Origin of the sequence: Picosynechococcus sp. PCC 7002, assembly GCF_963860125.1 — a bacterium.
Classification (GTDB): Bacteria; Cyanobacteriota; Cyanobacteriia; order Cyanobacteriales; family MRBY01; genus MRBY01.
Genome location: NZ_CAWLFA010000001.1, coordinates 2,050,268 through 2,070,321 on the forward strand (window position 1 = coordinate 2,050,268; position 20,054 = coordinate 2,070,321).

The following is a 20,054-nucleotide window of genomic DNA, read 5'->3' on the forward strand; positions in this document are numbered from 1 at the left end:
TGGGAGTGAAAAAAAAAAGCGCATGGGTGAATTTATTGCCTTAGATCCGGGAGATTTGGGCTGGGCGTTGGGACTAATTGCCTTGGCGATCGCCCTGGCCCGGTGGCAAAAGTTGGGGCTAGAGGGGCAGCTTTTACTCGCAACGGGACGGACAATTTTGCAATTGTTGGTGGTGGGCTATGCCCTGGAAATGGTCTTTGCCTTGGCGCACCCATTGGCGGTGTTAGGGATTGTTTTGGTGATGTTAACCATTGCGGCGATCGCCGCGAAAAATCGGATTAACGATCGGGTTGAATTGCCATTGATCTGGGGATCAATTTTTATCAGTTTCAGTGTGCCGTTGGCGTATACCCTATTGGTAATTGTGCAGCCGGAGACTTGGTATGACCCCCAATATTTGATTCCGTTGGCAGGGATGGTCTTGGGGAACGCGATGAATAGTGCTTCCTTGGCGGGAGAACGGCTCAGCAGTCGGATTAAAACCAGTCGTTTGGAAATCGAAACCCAGCTTTGTCTCGGCGCAACCCCCAAACAGGCGATCGCCAGCTACCGTACCGAAGCGATCCGCGCCAGCCTAATCCCGACGATCAATTCTATGATGGTAGTAGGTTTAGTGAGTTTGCCGGGGATGTTTACGGGGCAAGTCTTATCGGGCATTGATCCGCTTAATGCTGCCTCCTATCAAATTTTGATTCTCTTTTTGATTGTGACCATTAACCTCATCTGTACTTCCCTGGTGACTGAGGGCCTTTATCGACAATTTTTTAACCCCACTGCCCAGCTCACCCTCTAAGTTTTGCTCCTCGCCAATCCTTGCTAGACTGAGTTTCCACATTTGTTGCGATCTATCTCTCACGGAAAAACGACCATGTTTGCTGCTGCCGCTGCCCGTCCGACAACGCCTGCCATTCCCCAAGACCTCTTTGGGGCGATCGCCGATCTCAAACAAGACCTCAACGCCATCATTCTCGCCCACTACTACCAAGAAAACGATATCCAAGACATTGCCGACTACATTGGTGATTCCCTGGGATTAGCCCGCCAAGCCGCCCAAACCGATGCCGAAGTGATTGTCTTCGCTGGGGTACATTTCATGGCAGAAACCGCAAAAATCCTTAACCCCAATAAACTTGTGCTCCTGCCCGATCTCGATGCCGGTTGTTCCCTCGCCGACAGTTGTCCCCCCGCCGAATTTGCCCAATTTAAAGCCAAGCACCCAGACCACATCGTCATCTCCTATATCAACTGCACCGCCGAGATCAAAGCGATGAGCGACATCATCTGCACCAGCTCCAATGCCGTCAAAATCGTCAACCAAATTCCCGCCGACCAACCGATCATTTTTGCCCCCGATAAAAACCTCGGTCGTTACGTGAGTGAACAAACCGGACGGGATCTCCTCCTCTGGCAGGGTAGTTGCATCGTCCACGAGACTTTTTCTGAAAAACGTATCATCGAACTCAAACTTGAACATCCCGATGCGGAGGTGCTCGCTCACCCTGAATGCGAAACCCCTGTGTTAAACCATGCTGACTTTATCGGCTCCACGACCGCCCTACTAAAGCGCTCCCAAGAGAGTGCCAGCCAGACTTTCATTGTCGCCACCGAACCGGGCATCATCCATCAAATGGAAAAAGCCAGCCCCGGTAAAACTTTTATTCCGGCTCCTTCCACCAGTAACTGTGCCTGCAATGAATGCCCCCATATGCGCCTCAACACCCTAGAAAAACTCTATTTGGCCATGAAACATAAAGCGCCGGAAATCACTCTTAGCCCCGACATTGCGACGGCTGCCTTGAAACCGATTCAGAAAATGCTAGAGATGAGTGTCTAGAACAAAGGCGTTAGTCGCGGCAAAATAGACGGTAGCAAATTGACAAAAATCCTTTAGAGTAAATTACATTCCCTATCTGGGAAGTAAAACATTTGTAAATCTGTGTAAGTCAAGCAAAAAGATTGCCCATTCCCTTGCTATAAATTGGAATGATAGTAATGGGATGTACTTTCTTAGAGAATCGTGGTTTTTCCCCGATTTTTACGCAAAGATAGTGAAGTGATTGGCCCCCTTGTCCCGGAATTTTCCAAGAAACCTATGAGTATTGATCAAATTGTTGAACAAGCCCTAAAAGACGGCTATCTCACCCCGAGCATGGAAGCGGAAGTTGGACGCATTTGCGATATGTCCTCTGAGCTTTCCATTGAGGAATATATGGCGCTAGATCGCCTCATGGGGGCTTTGCTCACGGGGGAAGTGATTGCTGTCCCCCGGAAACAATTCATCAATGTCATGGAGGAGCTAGTCATTAGCCGCTCCATTGCCCGGGTCGCTGAGATCGAGGCGAGTAGCACCCAAAGTTTGGATGTGGGGGATATTGCGGCCTATGCCCTAAACCGTTTGCCGCCGCTCTACGCAACGACGGAAGAGAGAGCGAATTATCAGCGTCAAAAGGCCCGTGAGGAATTGCAGGGTTTAATTAATGAACAGGTGGATGCAGCCCTGTCTCGCTATCTAGACCGACCGGACTTTTTCCCTGAGCGCCAGGCGATCACCTCTCCGAACCAAGACAAGAGCATGTTAGCCCAGGTCAGTAAGCTCCTGGAAGGCTATGCACCGGGCTTTGAACAGGAAGAGAATGTGTTTTCCTAGGACTAGGGGCTGACACTTAGAGCTAGGGGCTGGAACTTTTTTCTGGGCCGTAGGGTCTTTACAAGAAGAAGTCCCGTTATGAGTTCTTTGTGAAGAGAGCATGAACCGATCCCTTTCTATCCCCATTCCTTCCCAGCAGGGAGTCGTTCCCAAAAGTGGTGTGTCTCCGGAAAAACTCTCTAACTATGATCTAATTCTCCGTTGCCAGGCGGGTAGTAAGCCTGAGCGGGCTGCTTTCGTGGAATTATTAAAACGTTACCAGTCCCATGTGGATCGACTCCTCTACCACCTCGCTCCGGATTGGCAGGATCGGTCCGATTTATCCCAGGAAGTTTGGATTCGGGTTTATCGCAATCTTCAGCGTTTGAATGATCCCCAAAAATTTAAGGGTTGGCTGAGTCGAATTATTACAAACCTCTTCTATGATGAGCTACGCAAACGTAAACGGGTTCGTCGTCCCCTCTCGTTGGACAATCCGTTTCAGACCCAGGATGGAGAAGTGGCTTGGGACGTAGCCTCTGATGATCCCAGCCCCGATGATGATCTGGCAACCCAGGAATTTTACGAACATTTACGGGAGGCGATCGCTGAACTACCAGAAGTCTTTCGCACAACAATCGTGCTGCGGGAAATTGAAGGGCTCGCCTACGAAGAAATTGCGGAAATCACCGGGGTTTCTCTCGGCACCGTCAAGTCAAGGATCGCCCGGGCCCGGGCCAAGTTACAGGAAATGCTCCAGCCCTATTTGGCGGACTAGATAATGAATGAAAGCTTTTCTCAGCGGCAAACCGATGGCGATCGCCGAAGAGGGGGTGACCTAGAAATGAAAAAAAACCACACTTCTCACCAACACCACACCGATTCTGAAACTCCTATGGGCCACAATTTTGAGCAGTTCCAGCGCCTGAGCGCCTATTTTGATGGGGAGGCCACCCCAGCAGAACGCAAGGAAATTCAGCACCTCCTGGATACTGACCCCCAGGTCAAACAGCAATATCAACAGCTACGGCAACTCAAACAAGCGCTACAGTTGCTGCCCATTCCCACCAGCATTTCGGCCCAATATCTCGGTCAACGGGTATTGGCGCGGTTGCGTCGTTCCCAGTTACGCACCCTTTCCCTCTGGGGCAGTGGGGCGATCGCCGCTCTCTTTGTGGCTGGGGTTATGGGTCAGATGCCGCGCCTTAACTTTGATCGCTTTGCTAAAAATGACCCCGATCAGCAACCCACCGCTGCCCTAGTCGAAACCTCTCCCCAGGGAGAAGAAGCCCTTGTGGTCGCTCTAAATCGCCCGGTTTTACAAATTCCCAAACTGGCCACCACAGAGTCGCCCTAATGTTTCGGCTGATGTTAAGTTTTGCCCACATCGTCCATGGTGAGCTGTCTCGCCGTGGATTTTTGTTTGGGGGGAATTTCGATGTAAAAAAAGCATTATTTTTTTTCTTTTTTCCATCACAAAACCAGGATTCTGTCTTCTGATAGACAGACAACACAAAAAATAAACATGACCATAAGAAGTTTTTACTTTAACCCCTTGGCAGGTTGTAACAAAAATTCATATAATCGGAGGCGAACGCAATAATAAGTATTTTTTCCTAGTCCTATGGATAGCTTGCAAATCCCGTGGCTCACTACGGCGATCGCCTTTCCGCTTTTGGCCGCCCTTGTCATTCCCCTCATCCCCGACAAAGAAGGTAAAACCATCCGCTGGTATACCCTAGGCGTTGCCCTCACCGATTTTGCCCTTTTAGTCACTGCTTTTTGGCAAAACTACGATCTCGGTCGCACAGAATTTCAACTCACTGAAAATTTTGCATGGATTCCCCAATTGGGGTTGAACTGGTCCCTAGGCGTTGACGGTTTGTCAATGCCTTTAATTATTTTGGCGACCCTGATCACTACCTTAGCGACCCTCGCGGCCTGGAACGTCACCAAGAAGCCGAAACTCTTTGCTGGCCTCATCCTCGTGATGCTGAGTGCGCAAATCGGTGTTTTTGCCGTCCAGGATTTGCTGCTGTTCTTCATTATGTGGGAATTAGAGCTAGTTCCTGTGTATCTGCTCATTTCCATTTGGGGCGGAAAAAAACGCCTCTATGCGGCCACTAAATTTATTCTCTACACGGCCCTAGGTTCTGTTTTCATCCTCGCGTCTACCTTAGCCCTTGCTTTCTATGGCGGTGACGTGACCTTTGATATGCAAGCCCTGGGATTAAAGGATTATCCGCTGGCGTTAGAATTACTGGCCTATGCTGGATTTCTCATTGGCTTTGGCGTTAAATTGCCTATTTTCCCGCTCCACACTTGGCTACCGGATGCCCATAGTGAAGCGTCTGCGCCGGTCTCCATGATCCTTGCTGGTGTGCTCTTAAAAATGGGTGGCTATGGTTTGATTCGGTTAAACATGGAAATGTTGCCGGATGCCCATATTCGTTTTGCTCCCCTGCTGATTGTTCTAGGGATTGTCAACATTGTCTATGGGGCGCTGACCGCCTTTGGACAGACCAACTTAAAGCGACGTTTGGCTTCGTCTTCTATCTCCCACATGGGTTTTGTCCTCGTTGGGATTGCTTCATTCACCGATTTGGGAATGAATGGTGCCGTGTTACAGATGTTGTCCCATGGTTTCATTGCGGCGGCCCTGTTCTTCCTGTCTGGGGTCACCTATGAACGCACCCATACTTTAATGATGGATGAAATGAGCGGTATTGCGCGGTTGATGCCCAAAACCTTTGCGATGTTTACGGCGGCGGCGATGGCGTCTTTGGCACTGCCAGGGATGAGTGGTTTCGTCAGTGAACTGACTGTCTTCCTCGGTTTAAGCAATAGTGATGCCTATAGCTATGGCTTTAAGGCGATCGCCATTTTCTTAACGGCGGTTGGGGTGATTTTAACGCCCATTTACCTGCTTTCAATGCTGCGGGAAGTATTCTACGGCAAAGGCTCCCAGGCTCCACTCAGCCTTGCGGCGGGGGAAGATGCCAAACCGAGAGAAATCTTTGTGGCAGTTTGTTTGCTGGCCCCGATTATTGCCATCGGCCTTTATCCAAAACTGGCAACGACTACCTATGATCTCAAAACCGTTGAGGTCGCCTCGAAGGTACGGGCCGCTTTACCGTTGTATGCAGAGCAACTCCCCCAAAATGGCGATCGCCAAGCGCAAATGGGTTTAAGCTCGCAAATGCCGGCCCTGATTGCTCCTCGTTTTTAGCAATTATTGGATGCTTTCCATTGATAAGCTCCTTGGGTTAGCACCATAAATTTAGGAAAATAATCTGAAACGGATGGGCTCTAAGTAGCCCATTTTTTGTCCGAATAAATGCTGCTCAGACTACATATTCTCTAGAGCCATTTAATCTGCCAAAATTTCTGGTCTGCCGTGCGCTGTTCCTTTTCTGTGAGCCAAGCGGGCATCGGACGATAGGTGCCAAAAAGCCGATCCCACCAATCAACACCGATCCCAAAATTATGGTGCCACTGATTGTATTTATGGTGAACGTAATGGACGGGCATCGGTAGCCAAAAACATTTAATCGGGTTGTCATGTTGCAATTGGTGGGCGAAGGCAGCAAAGGCCGCGTAGATAAAACAGCCCAGAAACCAACTGATTCCCAGGGTCAGAGAATGGAGAAAAAAAGGCAACATCACAACATTAATCCCGAAAACATAGTTGCGAAACTCCCAAAGAAAACCCTGGCCAGTACCGCCAACATGATGTTGGGCATGGCCTTGGCCCAGTTTAGGAAAAATTCGCTTCAGGGGATGCTTGGGGGAAACATGGAAAATTCGGTGAATCCAATATTCCAGAAAACTACCGAAGATAAAGGCCAGGCTGAAGATGAGTAAAGGCAACAAAATTTCCATAGGTCACACTTGCAGTTCACGCAAAACTTCAATAGAGTAAACAGGCTATGTTGGCTACAACCCTTGCGGTTCGCCATGATTGGGCCAGGAAACATTTGTGAACTTTTGTATTATAGTTGTCCCGGCAAACCTTTGGGTCTCAACAGTGAAGGCCGTAATTTTTTTTCCGTCACGAATCAATGGCTAAATTTTTTTGGGCAGACCGCATTCTCCGCAAAATTTTAAAAAATTTCAGTTGGTTGCTCTGTGGTCAAATCCTGACGGCGATCATCAACTTCTGTTATCTCAGTCTCACGGCCCATGCCCTTGGGGTTGAGACTTTTGGGAGGTTAATTTTACTCCGGGCCTACATTGAGCTTTTGATTGGCTTGACGACTTTTCAGTCATGGCAAGCGTTAATTCGTTATGGCGCTGATTATGTAAAGAACAAGGATTCTAAGGGTTTATGCGAGTTATTTAAATTAACCACTGGCCTGGATCTTCTGGGTTCTTTGGGGGGGTATCTAGTTGCTGTTGCGGCGGCGCCGTGGGTCGGGCCAATCGTGGGATGGGAGCCGCAGACGATCCATGCTGTGCAGCAGGCCAGTATTTTAATGCTTTGTACCCTTGGCTCAACCCCTATTGGTTTACTGCGACTCGATGATCGCTTTGATCTACTCGCGGCCCAACAATTGGTGCCACCGCTTACGCGTCTTGTGGGCACTCTCATTGCCCTCTGGCTCGATGCTCCTTTGATGGGCTATCTTCTGGCTTGGTTGTGTGGGGAGGCACTTAATGGTCTTTCGCTGTTGGCTTTGGGTTTGTGGCAAGCCCATAAAAAGCAAATTTTGCGTCGTTTGGATTGGTCTTTGCCGGATTTTTTGTTTGGCGATCGCCGTGTTCTAAAATTTTGCTTTGTTTCTAATCTGAATTCTTCTTTACCGCTGGCGATCACCCTGAGTCCGTTGATTGTCGGCGCGGTGGCGACCCCCAGTGCTGTGGCGTTATTTCGGGCTGGCTATGAATTTTCGACCCCGTTTCGAGAACTCGCTTTAATTTTTACCCAGTCGGTTTATCCTGAATTGGCCCATTTGAGTGCCCAAGGACGCTGGCGCAAATTTCAAAAGCTGCTGTGGAAACTAGGACGGGTGCTCCAGGGGATTGGTTTTATTTTGCTGATTGCCATTTTGTTGGGGGGCAAAGGGTTACTCTACTACGCGATGGGAGAAGAGTTTACGGCGGCCTATGGCACCTTAGTTTTGTTGATTATCGGCGGTATTTTGATGATGGGGAACTATCTGCTTGAACCAGCCCTGTTTGCGATGGAAATGCCCCATATCTCACTGCGAAATAATGCCACCGCCATTCTTCTTTTCTATCTGCCGTTACTGGTGGTTTTGGCTTACTATTACGGAGCTTTGGGGGCGGGCATGGCGACTCTCATTGCCAATGGTGTTGGGTTTTCACTGAATTTATTCTGTACGTGGCGGGAAGTGCAACGACGTTCGACACCAACGCCGGAATATTTAACCCGTTGATCGGATTTGGGTTTCTAAATAACGAACCCATTGTTCACTGGGATCAAGTTGCACCTCTCGATTTTGGTTTTGCTTTTGGATATTGTTTTGCAGCCGTTGGCGATCGCCTTTAGAGTCGATCAACTGAGCTAGCTGCTGGATAAAATCTTTTCCGTCTTCAGGTTGAAACAAACAACCATTGACCCCAGGCTCAATCAGATTCCGCGCCCAGTCACAGTCCGGGGCTAAAACGGGCGTCCCCACATAGAGGGATTCTTGCACTGTGCGGCCAAAGGTTTCTTTAAGGGAAGCAGTCACATGAAGATCCACATTCGCTAAGAGGGCTGGCACCTGCTCGTGGGGCACCTCGCCCAGAATCACTGTCGGTAAGGTTTGGGCAAATTTACTTTCGGCGATCGCCTCTGCCAATTCTCCCCGGCCTGCTACTAGCAGCGTAAAGTTTTCAGTAATGTTTGCTCGACCAAGTTCTGGTAAATGCTTCAGAATAAAAGCCCAATTTTTATCGGGAGACAGTCGCCCCAAAAAAAGAATTTTGACCTGCTGATCTAGGTCTGGTAAGCCATAATGCTGCTGAAAAAAATTAGTCTGTTTTAGGGCTTGGGGATTCGCAATTTTCGGCGGGCCAATCACGGGCATATAAACCACATTTTCTAGTTGCCATTGCTTTAGGCGCTGTTCAATAAAATGACTGCCCACCAGGGTGACAGAACATTTGCCATAGAGCCGACGGGTTAGGGCTAAAGCGGCCCATTTCGCTGGCCCAATTAACCAAGCCGGGGCATAGTCCTGGAGATAATCGACAAAATTCGTCCGGTAACAGCCGATATAGGGAATATTTCGCGCTTGGGCATAATCCAACCCCGGTAAGGCGAAAAGCGTCGTCCAAAGCCGTTCTGGTTCTTCGACTTGAATCAAATCTGGCTGGAATTGTGCTAATTCTGTTTCGATGCGCCTTAAACTACTCCGCTTGGGATTGCGTTCCTGGGGAATCCCCAACCAGGCCACACTGGGCAATGGCACAATTGCGATATTTGCAAACAAATCGCCCACATAATCAGCCCAACGGGGATAAATAGCGGCGACTTCCTGGTAACTGGAAACAAAACAGAGCACCTGATGTCCCTGGGCAGATAGGAATTTTAAACGTTCAAATAGCGTGATGCTCACCCCATCGTGGGAAGGCAAAAAGGTACTCGAAATAATCGCAATTTTCATCGCCACCCTTTAGAGGCTATTGGCCAGGGCCGTGACATCACTATCGGCGATCGCCAACTGCCATTCCCCCAAACCGTTGAGGGTACCCGCCAGATATTGCTGACGACAGGCTTGCCGTTGAATCTTACCGCTGGAGGTCTTGGGGATATTGCCCGTTCGCAAGAGGACAATACCGTAAACTTCCACCGTATGTTCCTCGTACACAGCCTGGCGAACTGCCCCAACAATTTCCTCTAGATCAAATTTACGGACATAGCTCCGTTCCAATTCTTGAACCACCACCAGTCGTTCTTCATCGGCGGCCTCAACGGAAAAAGCCGCACCCGCACAGGGACGCAGAGCCGGGTGACATTGCTCCACAGTCAGTTCAATGTCCTGGGGATAACGGTAGCGGCCCCAAAGAATCATTACGTCCTTCGTACGTCCGGTAATAAAGAGTTCACCATCTTTTAAAAAGCCGAGATCCCCTGTGCGGAGATAGGGGCCTTGGTTATCCACATAGGCTTGGAAGGTTTCTTTTGTGATTTCTGGCTGCTCCCAGTAGCCTTTACCAATGCCTTTGCCTGCGGCCCAAATTTCGCCCACTTGGCCTTCGGGAAGCTTGGTTTTGGTTTCCGGGTCAACGATAATTACTTCATCGTCAAGCCATGTCCAGCCACAACTAACAATACCCCGACTGCCATCGGTACTGATGATCGCTTGATTTTGTTCGAGGGCTTCGGGGGCCATATATTGCACCACTGGCGCTTTTTCCTTGGAGCCACCACTGATGAACAGAGTCGCTTCGGCCATGCCATAGCAAGGATAAAAGGCTTCGCGACGAAACCCACAGGGGGCGAAGGTCTGGGTGAATTTTTCTAGGGTACTAGCCCGGACAGTTTCAGCGCCACTATAGGCCACATCCCAAGAGTTGAGATCGAGGGTTTTGAGTTGTTCTGGGGTGACTTGGCGAGCAACCAGATCATAGGCAAAGTTCGGGCCACCACTGGTGGTGATGCGGTGCTGGGAGATGATCTCTAGCCACCGGACGGGCTTTTGTACTAGCTCGATGGGAGACATCAGAAAGGCCTCAAAGTTGCCATAAAAAGGCTGGAGGACGCCGCCAATCAAGCCCATATCGTGAAACATGGGGAGCCAACTGGCCATCCGGGTTTCGGGACTGTGGCTAAAGGATTTGTAAATCACGGCGGAGTTATGGAGCACATTACCATGGGTGACCATCACGCCTTTGGGTTTCCCTGTGGAGCCGGAGGTGTATTGCAAAAAGGCGAGGGTGTCGTCGGTAATCTTGGGGGCTTGCCAGTCTGCTGCGAGATCTGCGGGAATTTCATCCATCGCAATTACTTTGACTTGGCTAAATTTGCGCACAAGACCAGCGGCCTGGCGGGGGGCTTTAGTGAGTTTCTTTTGGAAATAGTCAATGAGGGCGCGGGTTGTGAGGATTCCCTTGGCCTGACAATCTTCTACCCTTTCCATAAGCTTTTCGAGGGCGTCATCACTGCGACTGGGGTTAATGGTGACGGCGATCGCCCCGGCGTAGAGACAAGCGTAAAAACTAGCGACGAATTCGAGGCCCGCCGAGTAGGGGAACACTAACAAAATGCGATCGCCTGGTTCGATAAAGGTTTGCAAATGGGCGGCGATCGCCTTTACCTGGTGCTCTAGTTGGGCATAGGTCAGGGTTGTGAGGTTATCTTCGCCTGAAATAAAGTGATAGGCGGTGCGGTCGGGGGTGCTGTCAGCGCGGTGACGAAGCAGATCAACAATGGTTTTCGCAGAATGGGTCATGGTGGGCGATCCCATGGGGTCAGGGTAAAGGAAAAGGATAAAGATTTAGTGTTGGCGGGCGCGGGCCACCAGTCGATCAAAATACCATTGCAGGACGGGGGCCAGCAGGCTATGGAGGCGATAGAGCAGTTGCATTTCCAAGCCAGGGGTAATAACGAATTGTTGTCGCTGAATACCCCGGAGAATGGTGGCGGCAACCCGTTCTGCTGTCCACATTTGGGCGGTCTCTGTAATTAACTTGGTTTCCGGCGGTTTTGTCAAATTTTCGGCGGCCAGTTGGGGGGTATCGGTATCGGGCGGATAGGTGATCGCCACCTGAATCCCCTGGGACTTTAATTCTCCCCGGAGGGATTCCGCCAGACCCCGCAGGGCAAATTTACTCGGACTGTAGGGAGTATAGCCAAACAAACCCACTAGACCCGCTCCAGAGGAAATCATCACAATTTGGCCCTGGTTTTGGGTCTGCATTGCTGGGAGAGCGGCACGAATTGCATACAGCGTGCCGAAATAATTTACCGCCATGGTTTGTTCAAAAATTTCGAGGGGCAGTTCCTGAAAATAACCAGGGTGGGCTATTCCCGCTGAGGTGATTAATAAATCCGGCGCTCCAAATTTTTCTATGGCTGTGGCGATCGCCTGTTCAATTTCCAACCGTTGGGCCACATCCGCCGTGAGGGTTAAACATTGCTGCTGGGCATCGGCAAAAGCTTCTTGAATCTGAGTTTGCGCTACCTGGAGCTTAGTGGGACTGCGGGCAATGATTGAAAGATTGACATTCCCCTGTTGAGCTAATTGACAGGCGATCGCCAAACCAATCCCACTCGATCCCCCCGTAATAATTGCGTGTCGCATCTATTCAGCCCCAGCCAGAAATTGCTGACCGACTTCCGCAAAAATTGCGAGGGCTTTGTCTAAATGTTCCTGGGTGTGGGTCGCCATCACACTGGTCCGGAGGGCGGCTTTATTACGAGGCACCGCCGGATACACCGCTGCATTCACATAAACTCCTGCCTCTAGTAGGGCCTTACAGAACTGCATACATTTAAAATCATCGCCAATGTGTACCGTAATAATCGGCGTTTGGGCGGTACCGACCGTAAAGCCAAGGGACTGTAACCCCCGTTGCCAATATTGGGCATTTTCGTGGAGCTTTTGTACCCGCCAGGGCTCGGCGATCAAAATATCCAAGGCCGTGGCAGCCGCAGCCAGGGAAGTAGGCGGAATAGAAGCAGAAAATAACATAGACCGCCCGTTAAAACGAATCCAATCAATCACCTTTGCTTCGGCGGCGACCCAACCGCCAATGGAAGCCAAACTCTTGGAAAAAGTGCCACAAAGAATATCACTGCTGTCGATCATCCCGAAATGCTCCTCCGTCCCCCGGCCCGTTTTTCCCAAAACACCCAGAGCATGGGCATCATCTACTGCGAGGGTAGCCCCATGGCGATCGCATAATTGCCGAATTTCTGGTAGGGGCGCAATATCCCCCGTCATTGAATACAGACCATCAATCGTGACCATTGTTGCGGACTCTGGCGTCACCTGGATCAATTTTTGTTCTAAATCTTGCAGGTCATTGTGCTGGTATTGAACTACCCGGCAGCGACTCATAAACGCCCCATCGTAAATGCAAGCATGGGCCTCACTGTCGAGGATCATCGTTGTATTTTCGTTCATTAAGGCGGAAATAAAGCCTAAATTCGCTTGATATCCCGTGGTAAAGACTAGAGCATCCTCATGACCGACGAAGGCGGCAAGTTTTCGCTCAAATTCTCGGTGTTGGCGGGTCGAACCATTGAGCAATCGTGATCCCGTTAAACTCGGCCCTTCTTCTAGAGCGGCCTTGGCAGTGGCTTCTCGTACTCGGACATCGGCAGTCAGCCCCAGATAATTATTGGAGCCCAACATAATTAGTTGTCGCCCTTCAAAAATACAGGTGGCCCCTTCATTGCGTTCAAGGGCACGGAAATAGGGCAGTAGATCATTAGCTCGCAATTGATCCGGCAGGTTAAACTCCCTGGCTTTATCGAGGACATTGCGGCTTGGTTTATAAGCGAGGCGCAACCGTTGGTCGAGATCGATGCCCTCTGCTTCTAGCTGAGTCGCTTGGGGGAGATGTCCGTTTTGGTGATGTTGGGATTCTTGGGGGAGATTAGCTAGAGTCAGGATATCTTGGGCGAGTTGGGCAACGGTAAGATCCTCAAAAAATTTTTCAAGGGGCACTATTAAGTCGAATTTTTGCTCGATGTAATGCTTGATTTCAACAACTTGCACGGAATCTAGGCCCAAAGCGGCGATGGGCTGATCGTCTTGGATGGTATCAAGGGGCAACGAGAGGGCTTGGGCCAATTGTTCGCGGAGGGGTTTAATTAAGTCAGTGGTCGGCTGGGAGGGTTGTTGTTTCTGGGGAGGATTAAAACTTTGGGCGGAAGCATGATCTACTTCACCCAGGACGCTGCGGCCCACAACCATCAACTCATCGGCCAGAAACGCCTGACGGCAACGGTGTCGTTGGATTTTACCGCTGGACGTTTTCGGGATACTACCGGTTTTAATCAGGATGATGCCATAGGTTTGTAGTTCATGGTTTGCCGCGATCGTTTGACGGATTTTTTGGGCGATCGCCTCGACATCCAGATTTCGGAGAAAGGTTCGTTTTACCTCTTGCACCAGCATTAGGCGTTCTGTACCGTCAATTTCTACCGTGAAGGCCGCCCCGCAATTTTCCCGGAGAGCTGGGTGAGACTGTTGAGCCGTAAGCTCGATGTCGTGGGGATAGTGATTTTTTCCTCGGACGATAATTAAATCCTTAAGGCGACCGGTAATGAACAGTTCTCCTGCGGCGATAAAACCAAGATCACCAGTGCGCAGGAAAGATTTTTGATGGTGATTGAGAGTTGCCGTAAAGGTTTCCTGGGTGGCAATGGGGGCATTCCAATAACCCCGGGCGACACTGTCCCCCCGCACCCACACTTCCCCAGTCGTCCCTTCAGGACAAGGGGCAAAAGACTCCGGATCGACGATCGCCACCTGGGTGTCATGGTAGGGTTGGCCACAACTAACAAATAAATTGTCTGACTCTTCGGACGAACTGGTGGTGATCGGGGCTTGTTGCTTATCACCCCCCGTAATGAATAGGGTCGCCTCCGCCATGCCATAGCAGGGATAAAAGGCCTCTGGCCGGAAACCACAGGGGGCAAATTTTTGATTGAATTTTTCGAGGGTCGCCGCCCGCACTGGTTCCGCACCACTGTAGGCAAGATTCCAACTGCTTAAATCTAGATCGGCTAGATCACTGTCCGTCAGGCGATCAACACACAGATCATAGGCAAAATTTGGCCCACCGCTGGTCGTAGCCCGATATTTGGCGATCGCCTGGAGCCAGCGGCGGGGATTTGTCAAAAACGCCACCGGAGGCATCAAAATACTGGGAAAGCCCACGTAAAGCGGCTGGAGTACATGGCCAATGAGACCCATATCATGGAAAAGGGGCAGCCAACCGACCCCGATACTCTTTTCACTATGGCCAAAGGCGGTTTGAATCAGTCGCTGGTTGTGGAGGATATTCCGGTGGGAAACCATCACGCCCTTGGGTGTCCCCGTAGAGCCAGAAGTGTATTGCAGAAATGCTAGATCATCCCCCTGAATTGTCTGGGGCTTGAAGCCTTGGGGAGCTTGTTTTAAAGTATCCGTCGCCAAAAAGGTTAAATCCTGAAACTGCTCTGCTTGGGCAAATCTTTGTTGAATATCTCCTAACAAAGCCTCGGTGGTTAGGGCAAGTTCGGCCTGGGCATTATCGGCGATCGCCAACAGGCGCGATAACTTTTGGTTGCGCTTCGGCGGATAGACAGGCACCGCAATCACCCCGGCATAAAGACACCCCAAAAATGCTGTGATAAACGCCAATCCAGACGGATACAGTAACAATGCCCGTTCCCCACGCCAGGGGGTCAGATGGGAGGCGATCGCCTTCGCCTGGGTCGCTAATTCTTGGTAAGTGAGGTGACCAGATTCAGTTTCTCCATTTTCTAAAAAAACATAGGCTTGGGCATTGGGTTGGCTGCGTGCCCGCTCATTGAGGATATCGAGCAACGATGCTTGTGCCTGGATAGAATGCTGGAGAAACGTCATAAAGCAGTAAATCAAAAGCTAAGGGGACGCAACAGTTGTGGAGCCTGACCTTAAGGAATAATAAAGGAGTTTTCTAATTTTGTTATGCAGAAATATAGCCTAATGTTGTCAATCCCGGTATTTTTGCCCCAGTATTTAGAGCATTGAGAATGAGAATTACCAGTCCCATTTTCACAACCTCAAGTCAATGGGCATAGTAGATCCCCCGGTTGAATTCAGTATCGGCCAGACAGCGGCTCAATCACTGGAAAAGACCATAGGCGATCGGCGATCGCCCCCTAGGTGCCGTAAAATCATAGCGCTAATGGGCTAGAAAAACGAGACAGGGCATTTTCCGACTCGAATTCACCATCATCCAGCCGGGAAACGGCTAGGGGTTATTTCTTGGGTATGGACGTAACTGGATTCGAACCAGTGACCCCATCGATGTCAACGATGTACTCTAACCAACTGAGCTATACGTCCGGGTTGCAAACAGTATATAAATGTAGCATTAGCATTTAAGAATATGCAAGCATCTCGGCAAAGAAAAACAGAAGGATTGCTTTATCAGGGATGTTTGATTAAAATAGCATCGATTATTCAGGCTATCGAGTCCCCTTACGATCTTTGAGTCAATCTTTAGATATTCCGACCCTTGACACCCTGGCACAGGAGCTAGCTGCCATTCAACAAACTGGCTCTAAGCGCATTGCTCTTCTCGGTTCTCGGCATGTCCCGATTACCCACCAGCACCTGATCGAAATGATGAGCTATGCCCTAGCCCTAGGGGGAAATCGAATTATCACCTCCGGCGCAACGGGGACAAATTCAGCGGCGATTAAGGGTGTAATGCGGGCTGATTCGAGCCTTTTAACTGTAATTCTGCCCCAGAGCCTCGAAAAACAACCCCGTGAATCCCGTGTGGAACTCGAAAAGGTCGTGCATCTGGTAGAGCATCCTGAGAATGATGAACTTTCTCTGGGAGAAGCCAGCAGCCTGTGTAATAGTGAAATTATCTCCCGCTGCCAACAGCTCATTTGTTTTGCGTTCCATGACAGTGACACCCTCCTGCAAACCTGCCAAGAAGCAGAAGAACAGCGAAAACTTGTCACCCTCTTCTATTTCGATTAATTTTTTTGTGCTACCCATTTGCCCAGTTGTTTAGGATTAATCCATGAATCTGTCTGTTTCTGCTGTCCTTATCTATTCGTTGATCGGCGCGGTATTTCTGGTTTATCTACCCTATGGGGTGGTGGGCTATGCACGGGTTAAACTGGCTGGTCAAATGAGCGATCGCCTGGAGATGTTTCGGCGGCCTAGGGCAACGGTAGATCTATTGCCAGATTATGCGCAGCGGGCCAATTGGGCGCACCAGAATGCTTTTGAAGCGTTGGCGGTTTATGGCGTTGCTTGTTTGTCTGCGTTGGTAACGGGGGTGGATTCTCCCTGGGCAAAGATTGCGGCGATCGCCTTTTTGGTGGCGAGAACCCTCTACCCGTTGTTTTATATCCTCAACATTCCGGTGTTGCGTTCGATGATGTTTGCCGTGGGGAATATCGCCAACATTACGCTTTTTGCCTTGAGTGCGATCGCCGTCCAGAGCCTCTAGGAAAATCCCCAGGGCCTCGCACAACGTTTACAGGCCAATGTGAACCTTGAAATTTTTATCTGTTGAATTCAGCTAAGTATCTTTATGGCTTCTACAAATTCCTTTGATGTGGTGAGTGATTTTGATCGTCAGGAAGTGGTCAATACCATTGATCAAGCTCTCCGGGACATCAACACGCGCTATGACCTCAAGGATACCAAGACTACCATTGAGCTGGGAGAAAACACCATCACAATTAATACTGCCAGCGATTTTACCCTCGATGCAGTGCAAACTATCCTGGTCACTAAGGCCGTTAAACGGAACCTGTCACCGAAACTTTTTGATTATGGCGAGGCAGAATCCGCCAGTGGTGGCCGCGTGCGCCAAGTGATCACCCTGCGCCAGGGCATTTCTAAGGATGATGCGAAGAAAATAACCAAGATGGTCAAAACAGATTTTAAAAAGGTGCAGGCTTCGATCCAAGGGGATGCTGTCCGCATTTCGAGCAAGTCAAAAGATGACCTCCAGGCAGTAATGCAGGCGGTGCGAGATTTGGATTTCCCGATGCCGATTCAGTTTACGAACTATCGCTAATAACCCAAGCCCGTAACACTGAGAAATTCTAGGTTGTAATAGGACAAAACATAGGCGATCGCCAACAATAGACCGCTGGCAAAGTGAAACTTGACCGCAAAAAATTTGCAGTTACTCACCTTGTCAGGTTGGTCATGGTTCAGGCGGACATGGTTGATCAGACTCAGGGCAAAGGGGGCACTGGCAAACGTGAGGAGCATCCAGGGTGACCAGGTGCCGACAGCCACTAATAGGCAGGTCAAAACTAAAACGGCTCCCAGGCTGTAGGTCAATACCTGCGCCCCTTGGTAGGTGCCGAGGCGGACAATGGGTGATTTTTTCCCGGCGGCTAGGTCATCTTCGGCCTGGTGAAAATGGGAGCAAAACAAAATAATACTGGTGGTCAAAGCAACCCAAGCTGAGGCCCAGACCGCATTGAGCGTGAGGGTTTGGGCTTGGCTATAAAAGACTCCCTGACCCGTAATCCAATAGGCGAGAAAACAGACGAACTCGCCAATACCGAGATAACCCAAGCGAAACGGTGGCCCCTGGTAGGTGTAGGCGATCGCCGTTGCCAGGAGCAACAAATTAAACACCATCCAATCCTGCTGGAGGTAGCTGATTAAGGCAATTCCGGTGATTCCCAGACCCAAAAAACCGAGGGCAATGCCAAAAACCAATGGGCGATCGCCCGTGAGATTGACCACCGAAGTCGCTTTATTGACATCAATGCCCGTGTCCGCGTCGAACACATCATTACTGAGATTCATCCAAGCAATTAAGCAAATTGCCGCCCCTAGGAAAAGCCCAAACCGCACCGGGTTAAACACCCCAAATTCCCCATAGGCCGCTGCCGTTGTCACGATCACAGGGGTCACTGCCACCGTATAAATGGGGGGTTTAATCGCCGCAAGCCAAAGACGACGGGTAGCTTTCGGACTAGAGGTGGGTGGGTTTTCCGTGAGCATTATTGATTAAATGAGCCAATTCTTCAGAAAAGTGTACCTTAACCTTTCCGCAAGGGGGGAGGAGCGAAGCAATGCCCCAATACACTTTAGCTGTGAAAATCTGCTTGCAAATGTTGGGAATAAAAATTTTAGAAAGAGCCTAAAGAACCCCTTTAGAACTAGGGATCGTTGCCGCCCGACGGGGGTCAATTTCTAGGGCCATGCGCATCGCCCGGGCAAAGGCTTTAAAGGTCGCTTCAATGATGTGGTGGGAATTAATACCGTCTAATTGGCGCACGTGGATCGTCATTTGGACATGGTTGACGATCGCCACAAAAAATTCCCGCACCAGTTGGGTATCGTAGGTGCCGACCCGTTCCGTGGGGATTTCTAAACCATAGCTGAGGTGGGGCCGACCAGAAAAATCTAAGGCGACCTGTACTAAGGCCTCGTCGAGGGGCGCGACAAAATGACCAAACCGCTGAATCCCTTTGCGCTCACCAATGGCTTTGGCGATCGCCATCCCCAGGGTAATGCCCACATCCTCGTTGGTGTGGTGGTCGTCAATCTCATAGTCCCCTTGGGCCTGGATGTGCAGATCCAATAGACCATGGGAACAAAGCTGATGCAGCATGTGATCGAGGAATGGCACCCCAGTATTCACCTCACACTTGCCAGTTCCATCCAGATTGACCGTTACTTTCACATTCGTTTCACCCGTCACCCGGGCAACGGTCGCAATCCGGGGGGACTCAGAAGAAGCAGGCATCATTAGAATATAGCTAGGTTCAAATTCGCTAAGCTATTCTAGCTTAAGGTTGAAACCATTTAGGGAAACCCATACTGAAGACGAGACAGACTACACCATGGACAACAACAACTTCCTGCAACAAATGCTGATGATTGGGATTGGGACCACCTCGATCGTCGCCGAAAAAGTCAAAGAAGCCAGTGACCAGTGGGTAAAAGAAGGGACGATCAACCCAGAGCAGGCCAAAACAATGCTCGATGACATGATGAACCAACTCAAACTCGAACAGGGCAATGCAGAGGCTTATTTCGAGCGGCAGGTGCGGAATATTTTGCGGGATCTTGGGGTGCCTCGTCAGTCAGAAATGGATGAACTGCGCGGTCGCATTGATCGTTTAGAGCGGCAGGTGCGCGAACTGGAAAATAAGCAGTGGCGATAGGCCCGGTAAGATAGGAAAGCAATGCACACTGTTTGTAAATCTGGGAGTGAATGAACATCCATGCGAGAAATTTGGCTTAGTTTTGGGGTCATCGTGATCTGTGGGGTTATGTTAATCTTGTCTGCGGTCTTTAATGGGGCCAGCCAAACGGCGATCGCCGCTGAACTCAACTCAACCAGTCCAGTGGTACAAATTGCCGCCAATCCCACCGAGGAACTCAAAAATATGGATATTGATTTATCGAAAGCAACAACGACCGAATCTGGTCTTCAGTACATCGACGAAGTTGTTGGCGAAGGAGCGTCCCCCATGGAAGGGGAAATGGTGACGGTACATTACACCGGCAAACTCACCAATGGCAAAGTATTCGATAGCTCCGTCAAGCGCAATGAACCCTTTTCTTTTGTGATCGGTGTTGGGCAAGTGATTAAAGGTTGGGACGAAGGTGTCATTACCATGAAGCCTGGTGGTAAGCGCACGCTGATTATTCCCGCGGAACTGGGCTATGGTTCCCGTGGTGCTGGTGGTGTGATCCCCCCCAATGCCACTTTGATCTTTGATGTGGAATTGCTTGGGATTCGCTAGGCTAACCACGATTGATATTGCTACAAA

19 protein-coding genes and 1 tRNA gene are annotated in these 20,054 nt (G+C 50.0%); 12 read left to right on the plus strand and 8 right to left on the minus strand.

Going from position 1 to position 20,054, the window contains the following annotated elements; all coding sequences use genetic code 11:
- Nucleotides 1–22: 22 nt before the first annotated feature.
- The 6 genes from AACQ84_RS09990 (at nucleotide 23) to AACQ84_RS10015 (ending at nucleotide 5,855) form a co-directional block, all read left to right on the plus strand.
- Complete coding sequence (locus AACQ84_RS09990; protein ID WP_012307577.1) at nucleotides 23–793, plus strand: ABC transporter permease; 771 nt, start codon at nucleotides 23–25, stop codon at nucleotides 791–793.
- Nucleotides 794–868: 75 nt separating this feature from the next.
- Entirely contained in the window at nucleotides 869–1,834 is a 966-nt protein-coding gene (gene nadA, locus AACQ84_RS09995; protein WP_012307578.1) for a quinolinate synthase NadA, read from the plus strand.
- Nucleotides 1,835–2,092: 258 nt separating this feature from the next.
- Nucleotides 2,093–2,647, plus strand: coding sequence for a late competence development ComFB family protein (locus tag AACQ84_RS10000; protein ID WP_012307579.1), 555 nt, complete (start codon nucleotides 2,093–2,095; stop codon nucleotides 2,645–2,647).
- A gap of 100 nt (nucleotides 2,648–2,747) precedes the next feature.
- Complete coding sequence (locus AACQ84_RS10005) at nucleotides 2,748–3,404, plus strand: sigma-70 family RNA polymerase sigma factor (protein WP_012307580.1); 657 nt, start codon at nucleotides 2,748–2,750, stop codon at nucleotides 3,402–3,404.
- A gap of 3 nt (nucleotides 3,405–3,407) precedes the next feature.
- Entirely contained in the window at nucleotides 3,408–3,983 is a 576-nt protein-coding gene (locus AACQ84_RS10010; protein ID WP_012307581.1) for an anti-sigma factor family protein, read from the plus strand.
- A 267-nt stretch (nucleotides 3,984–4,250) separates the two neighbouring features.
- Complete coding sequence (locus AACQ84_RS10015; RefSeq protein WP_012307583.1) at nucleotides 4,251–5,855, plus strand: NAD(P)H-quinone oxidoreductase subunit 4; 1,605 nt, start codon at nucleotides 4,251–4,253, stop codon at nucleotides 5,853–5,855.
- A gap of 131 nt (nucleotides 5,856–5,986) precedes the next feature.
- Here AACQ84_RS10015 and AACQ84_RS10020 read toward each other — a convergent pair whose 3' ends face one another.
- Nucleotides 5,987–6,508: a sterol desaturase family protein gene (locus AACQ84_RS10020; RefSeq protein ID WP_012307584.1), complete on the minus strand. Its 522-nt coding sequence runs from the start codon at nucleotides 6,506–6,508 to the stop codon at nucleotides 5,987–5,989.
- 179 nt (nucleotides 6,509–6,687) lie between these two features.
- Between AACQ84_RS10020 and AACQ84_RS10025 the strand changes: the two genes are divergently transcribed.
- A complete protein-coding gene (locus AACQ84_RS10025; protein ID WP_012307585.1) occupies nucleotides 6,688–8,025 on the plus strand; it encodes a lipopolysaccharide biosynthesis protein in 1,338 nt (445 codons plus the stop codon).
- Here AACQ84_RS10025 and AACQ84_RS10030 read toward each other — a convergent pair.
- From AACQ84_RS10030 to AACQ84_RS10050, 5 genes are all read right to left on the minus strand, one after another.
- Nucleotides 8,014–9,240, minus strand: coding sequence for a glycosyltransferase (locus tag AACQ84_RS10030; RefSeq protein WP_012307586.1), 1,227 nt, complete (start codon nucleotides 9,238–9,240; stop codon nucleotides 8,014–8,016). The two genes, AACQ84_RS10025 and AACQ84_RS10030, sit on opposite strands and share 12 nt — an antisense overlap.
- A 9-nt stretch (nucleotides 9,241–9,249) precedes the next feature.
- Nucleotides 9,250–11,028, minus strand: a complete 1,779-nt coding sequence (locus tag AACQ84_RS10035) for a fatty acyl-AMP ligase (RefSeq protein ID WP_012307587.1) — start codon at nucleotides 11,026–11,028, stop codon at nucleotides 9,250–9,252.
- Between the two features lie 45 nt (nucleotides 11,029–11,073).
- Entirely contained in the window at nucleotides 11,074–11,880 is an 807-nt protein-coding gene (locus AACQ84_RS10040) for an SDR family oxidoreductase (protein WP_012307588.1), read from the minus strand.
- Nucleotides 11,881–15,159, minus strand: coding sequence for an aminotransferase class I/II-fold pyridoxal phosphate-dependent enzyme (locus AACQ84_RS10045; protein WP_041443562.1), 3,279 nt, complete (start codon nucleotides 15,157–15,159; stop codon nucleotides 11,881–11,883). It lies immediately after the preceding gene.
- Between the two features lie 391 nt (nucleotides 15,160–15,550).
- Nucleotides 15,551–15,624: transfer RNA gene (locus tag AACQ84_RS10050), tRNA-Val, on the minus strand.
- Between the two features lie 144 nt (nucleotides 15,625–15,768).
- On the opposite strand from AACQ84_RS10050, the gene AACQ84_RS10055 reads away from it, so the two are divergent.
- The 3 genes from AACQ84_RS10055 (at nucleotide 15,769) to AACQ84_RS10065 (ending at nucleotide 17,326) form a co-directional block, all read left to right on the plus strand.
- A complete protein-coding gene (locus AACQ84_RS10055) occupies nucleotides 15,769–16,272 on the plus strand; it encodes a hypothetical protein (protein WP_012307590.1) in 504 nt (167 codons plus the stop codon).
- A gap of 43 nt (nucleotides 16,273–16,315) precedes the next feature.
- On the plus strand, nucleotides 16,316–16,750 hold the full coding sequence (locus tag AACQ84_RS10060) for an MAPEG family protein (protein WP_012307591.1): 435 nt from the start codon (nucleotides 16,316–16,318) through the stop codon (nucleotides 16,748–16,750).
- Nucleotides 16,751–16,834: 84 nt separating this feature from the next.
- Nucleotides 16,835–17,326, plus strand: coding sequence for a YajQ family cyclic di-GMP-binding protein (locus tag AACQ84_RS10065; protein WP_012307592.1), 492 nt, complete (start codon nucleotides 16,835–16,837; stop codon nucleotides 17,324–17,326).
- On the opposite strand, the gene menA is transcribed toward AACQ84_RS10065, so the two are convergent.
- Together menA and hisB are read right to left on the minus strand one after the other, a co-directional pair.
- The gene (gene menA / locus AACQ84_RS10070) at nucleotides 17,323–18,273 is read right to left on the minus strand and encodes a 2-carboxy-1,4-naphthoquinone phytyltransferase (protein ID WP_012307593.1); all 951 of its coding nucleotides are present in this window, start codon (nucleotides 18,271–18,273) and stop codon (nucleotides 17,323–17,325) included. The genes AACQ84_RS10065 and menA overlap by 4 nt on opposite strands.
- Nucleotides 18,274–18,412: 139 nt before the next feature.
- Nucleotides 18,413–19,021 carry an imidazoleglycerol-phosphate dehydratase HisB gene (gene hisB, locus AACQ84_RS10075; RefSeq protein WP_143589461.1) on the minus strand — a complete coding sequence of 203 codons (609 nt, stop codon included), beginning with the start codon at nucleotides 19,019–19,021 and terminating at the stop codon, nucleotides 18,413–18,415.
- Nucleotides 19,022–19,118: 97 nt separating this feature from the next.
- On the opposite strand from hisB, the gene AACQ84_RS10080 reads away from it, so the two are divergent.
- Both AACQ84_RS10080 and AACQ84_RS10085 read left to right on the plus strand, forming a co-directional pair.
- Entirely contained in the window at nucleotides 19,119–19,442 is a 324-nt protein-coding gene (locus tag AACQ84_RS10080) for a phasin family protein (protein ID WP_012307595.1), read from the plus strand.
- A 60-nt stretch (nucleotides 19,443–19,502) separates the two neighbouring features.
- The gene (locus AACQ84_RS10085; protein ID WP_012307596.1) at nucleotides 19,503–20,027 is read left to right on the plus strand and encodes an FKBP-type peptidyl-prolyl cis-trans isomerase; all 525 of its coding nucleotides are present in this window, start codon (nucleotides 19,503–19,505) and stop codon (nucleotides 20,025–20,027) included.
- Nucleotides 20,028–20,054 lie beyond the last annotated feature (27 nt).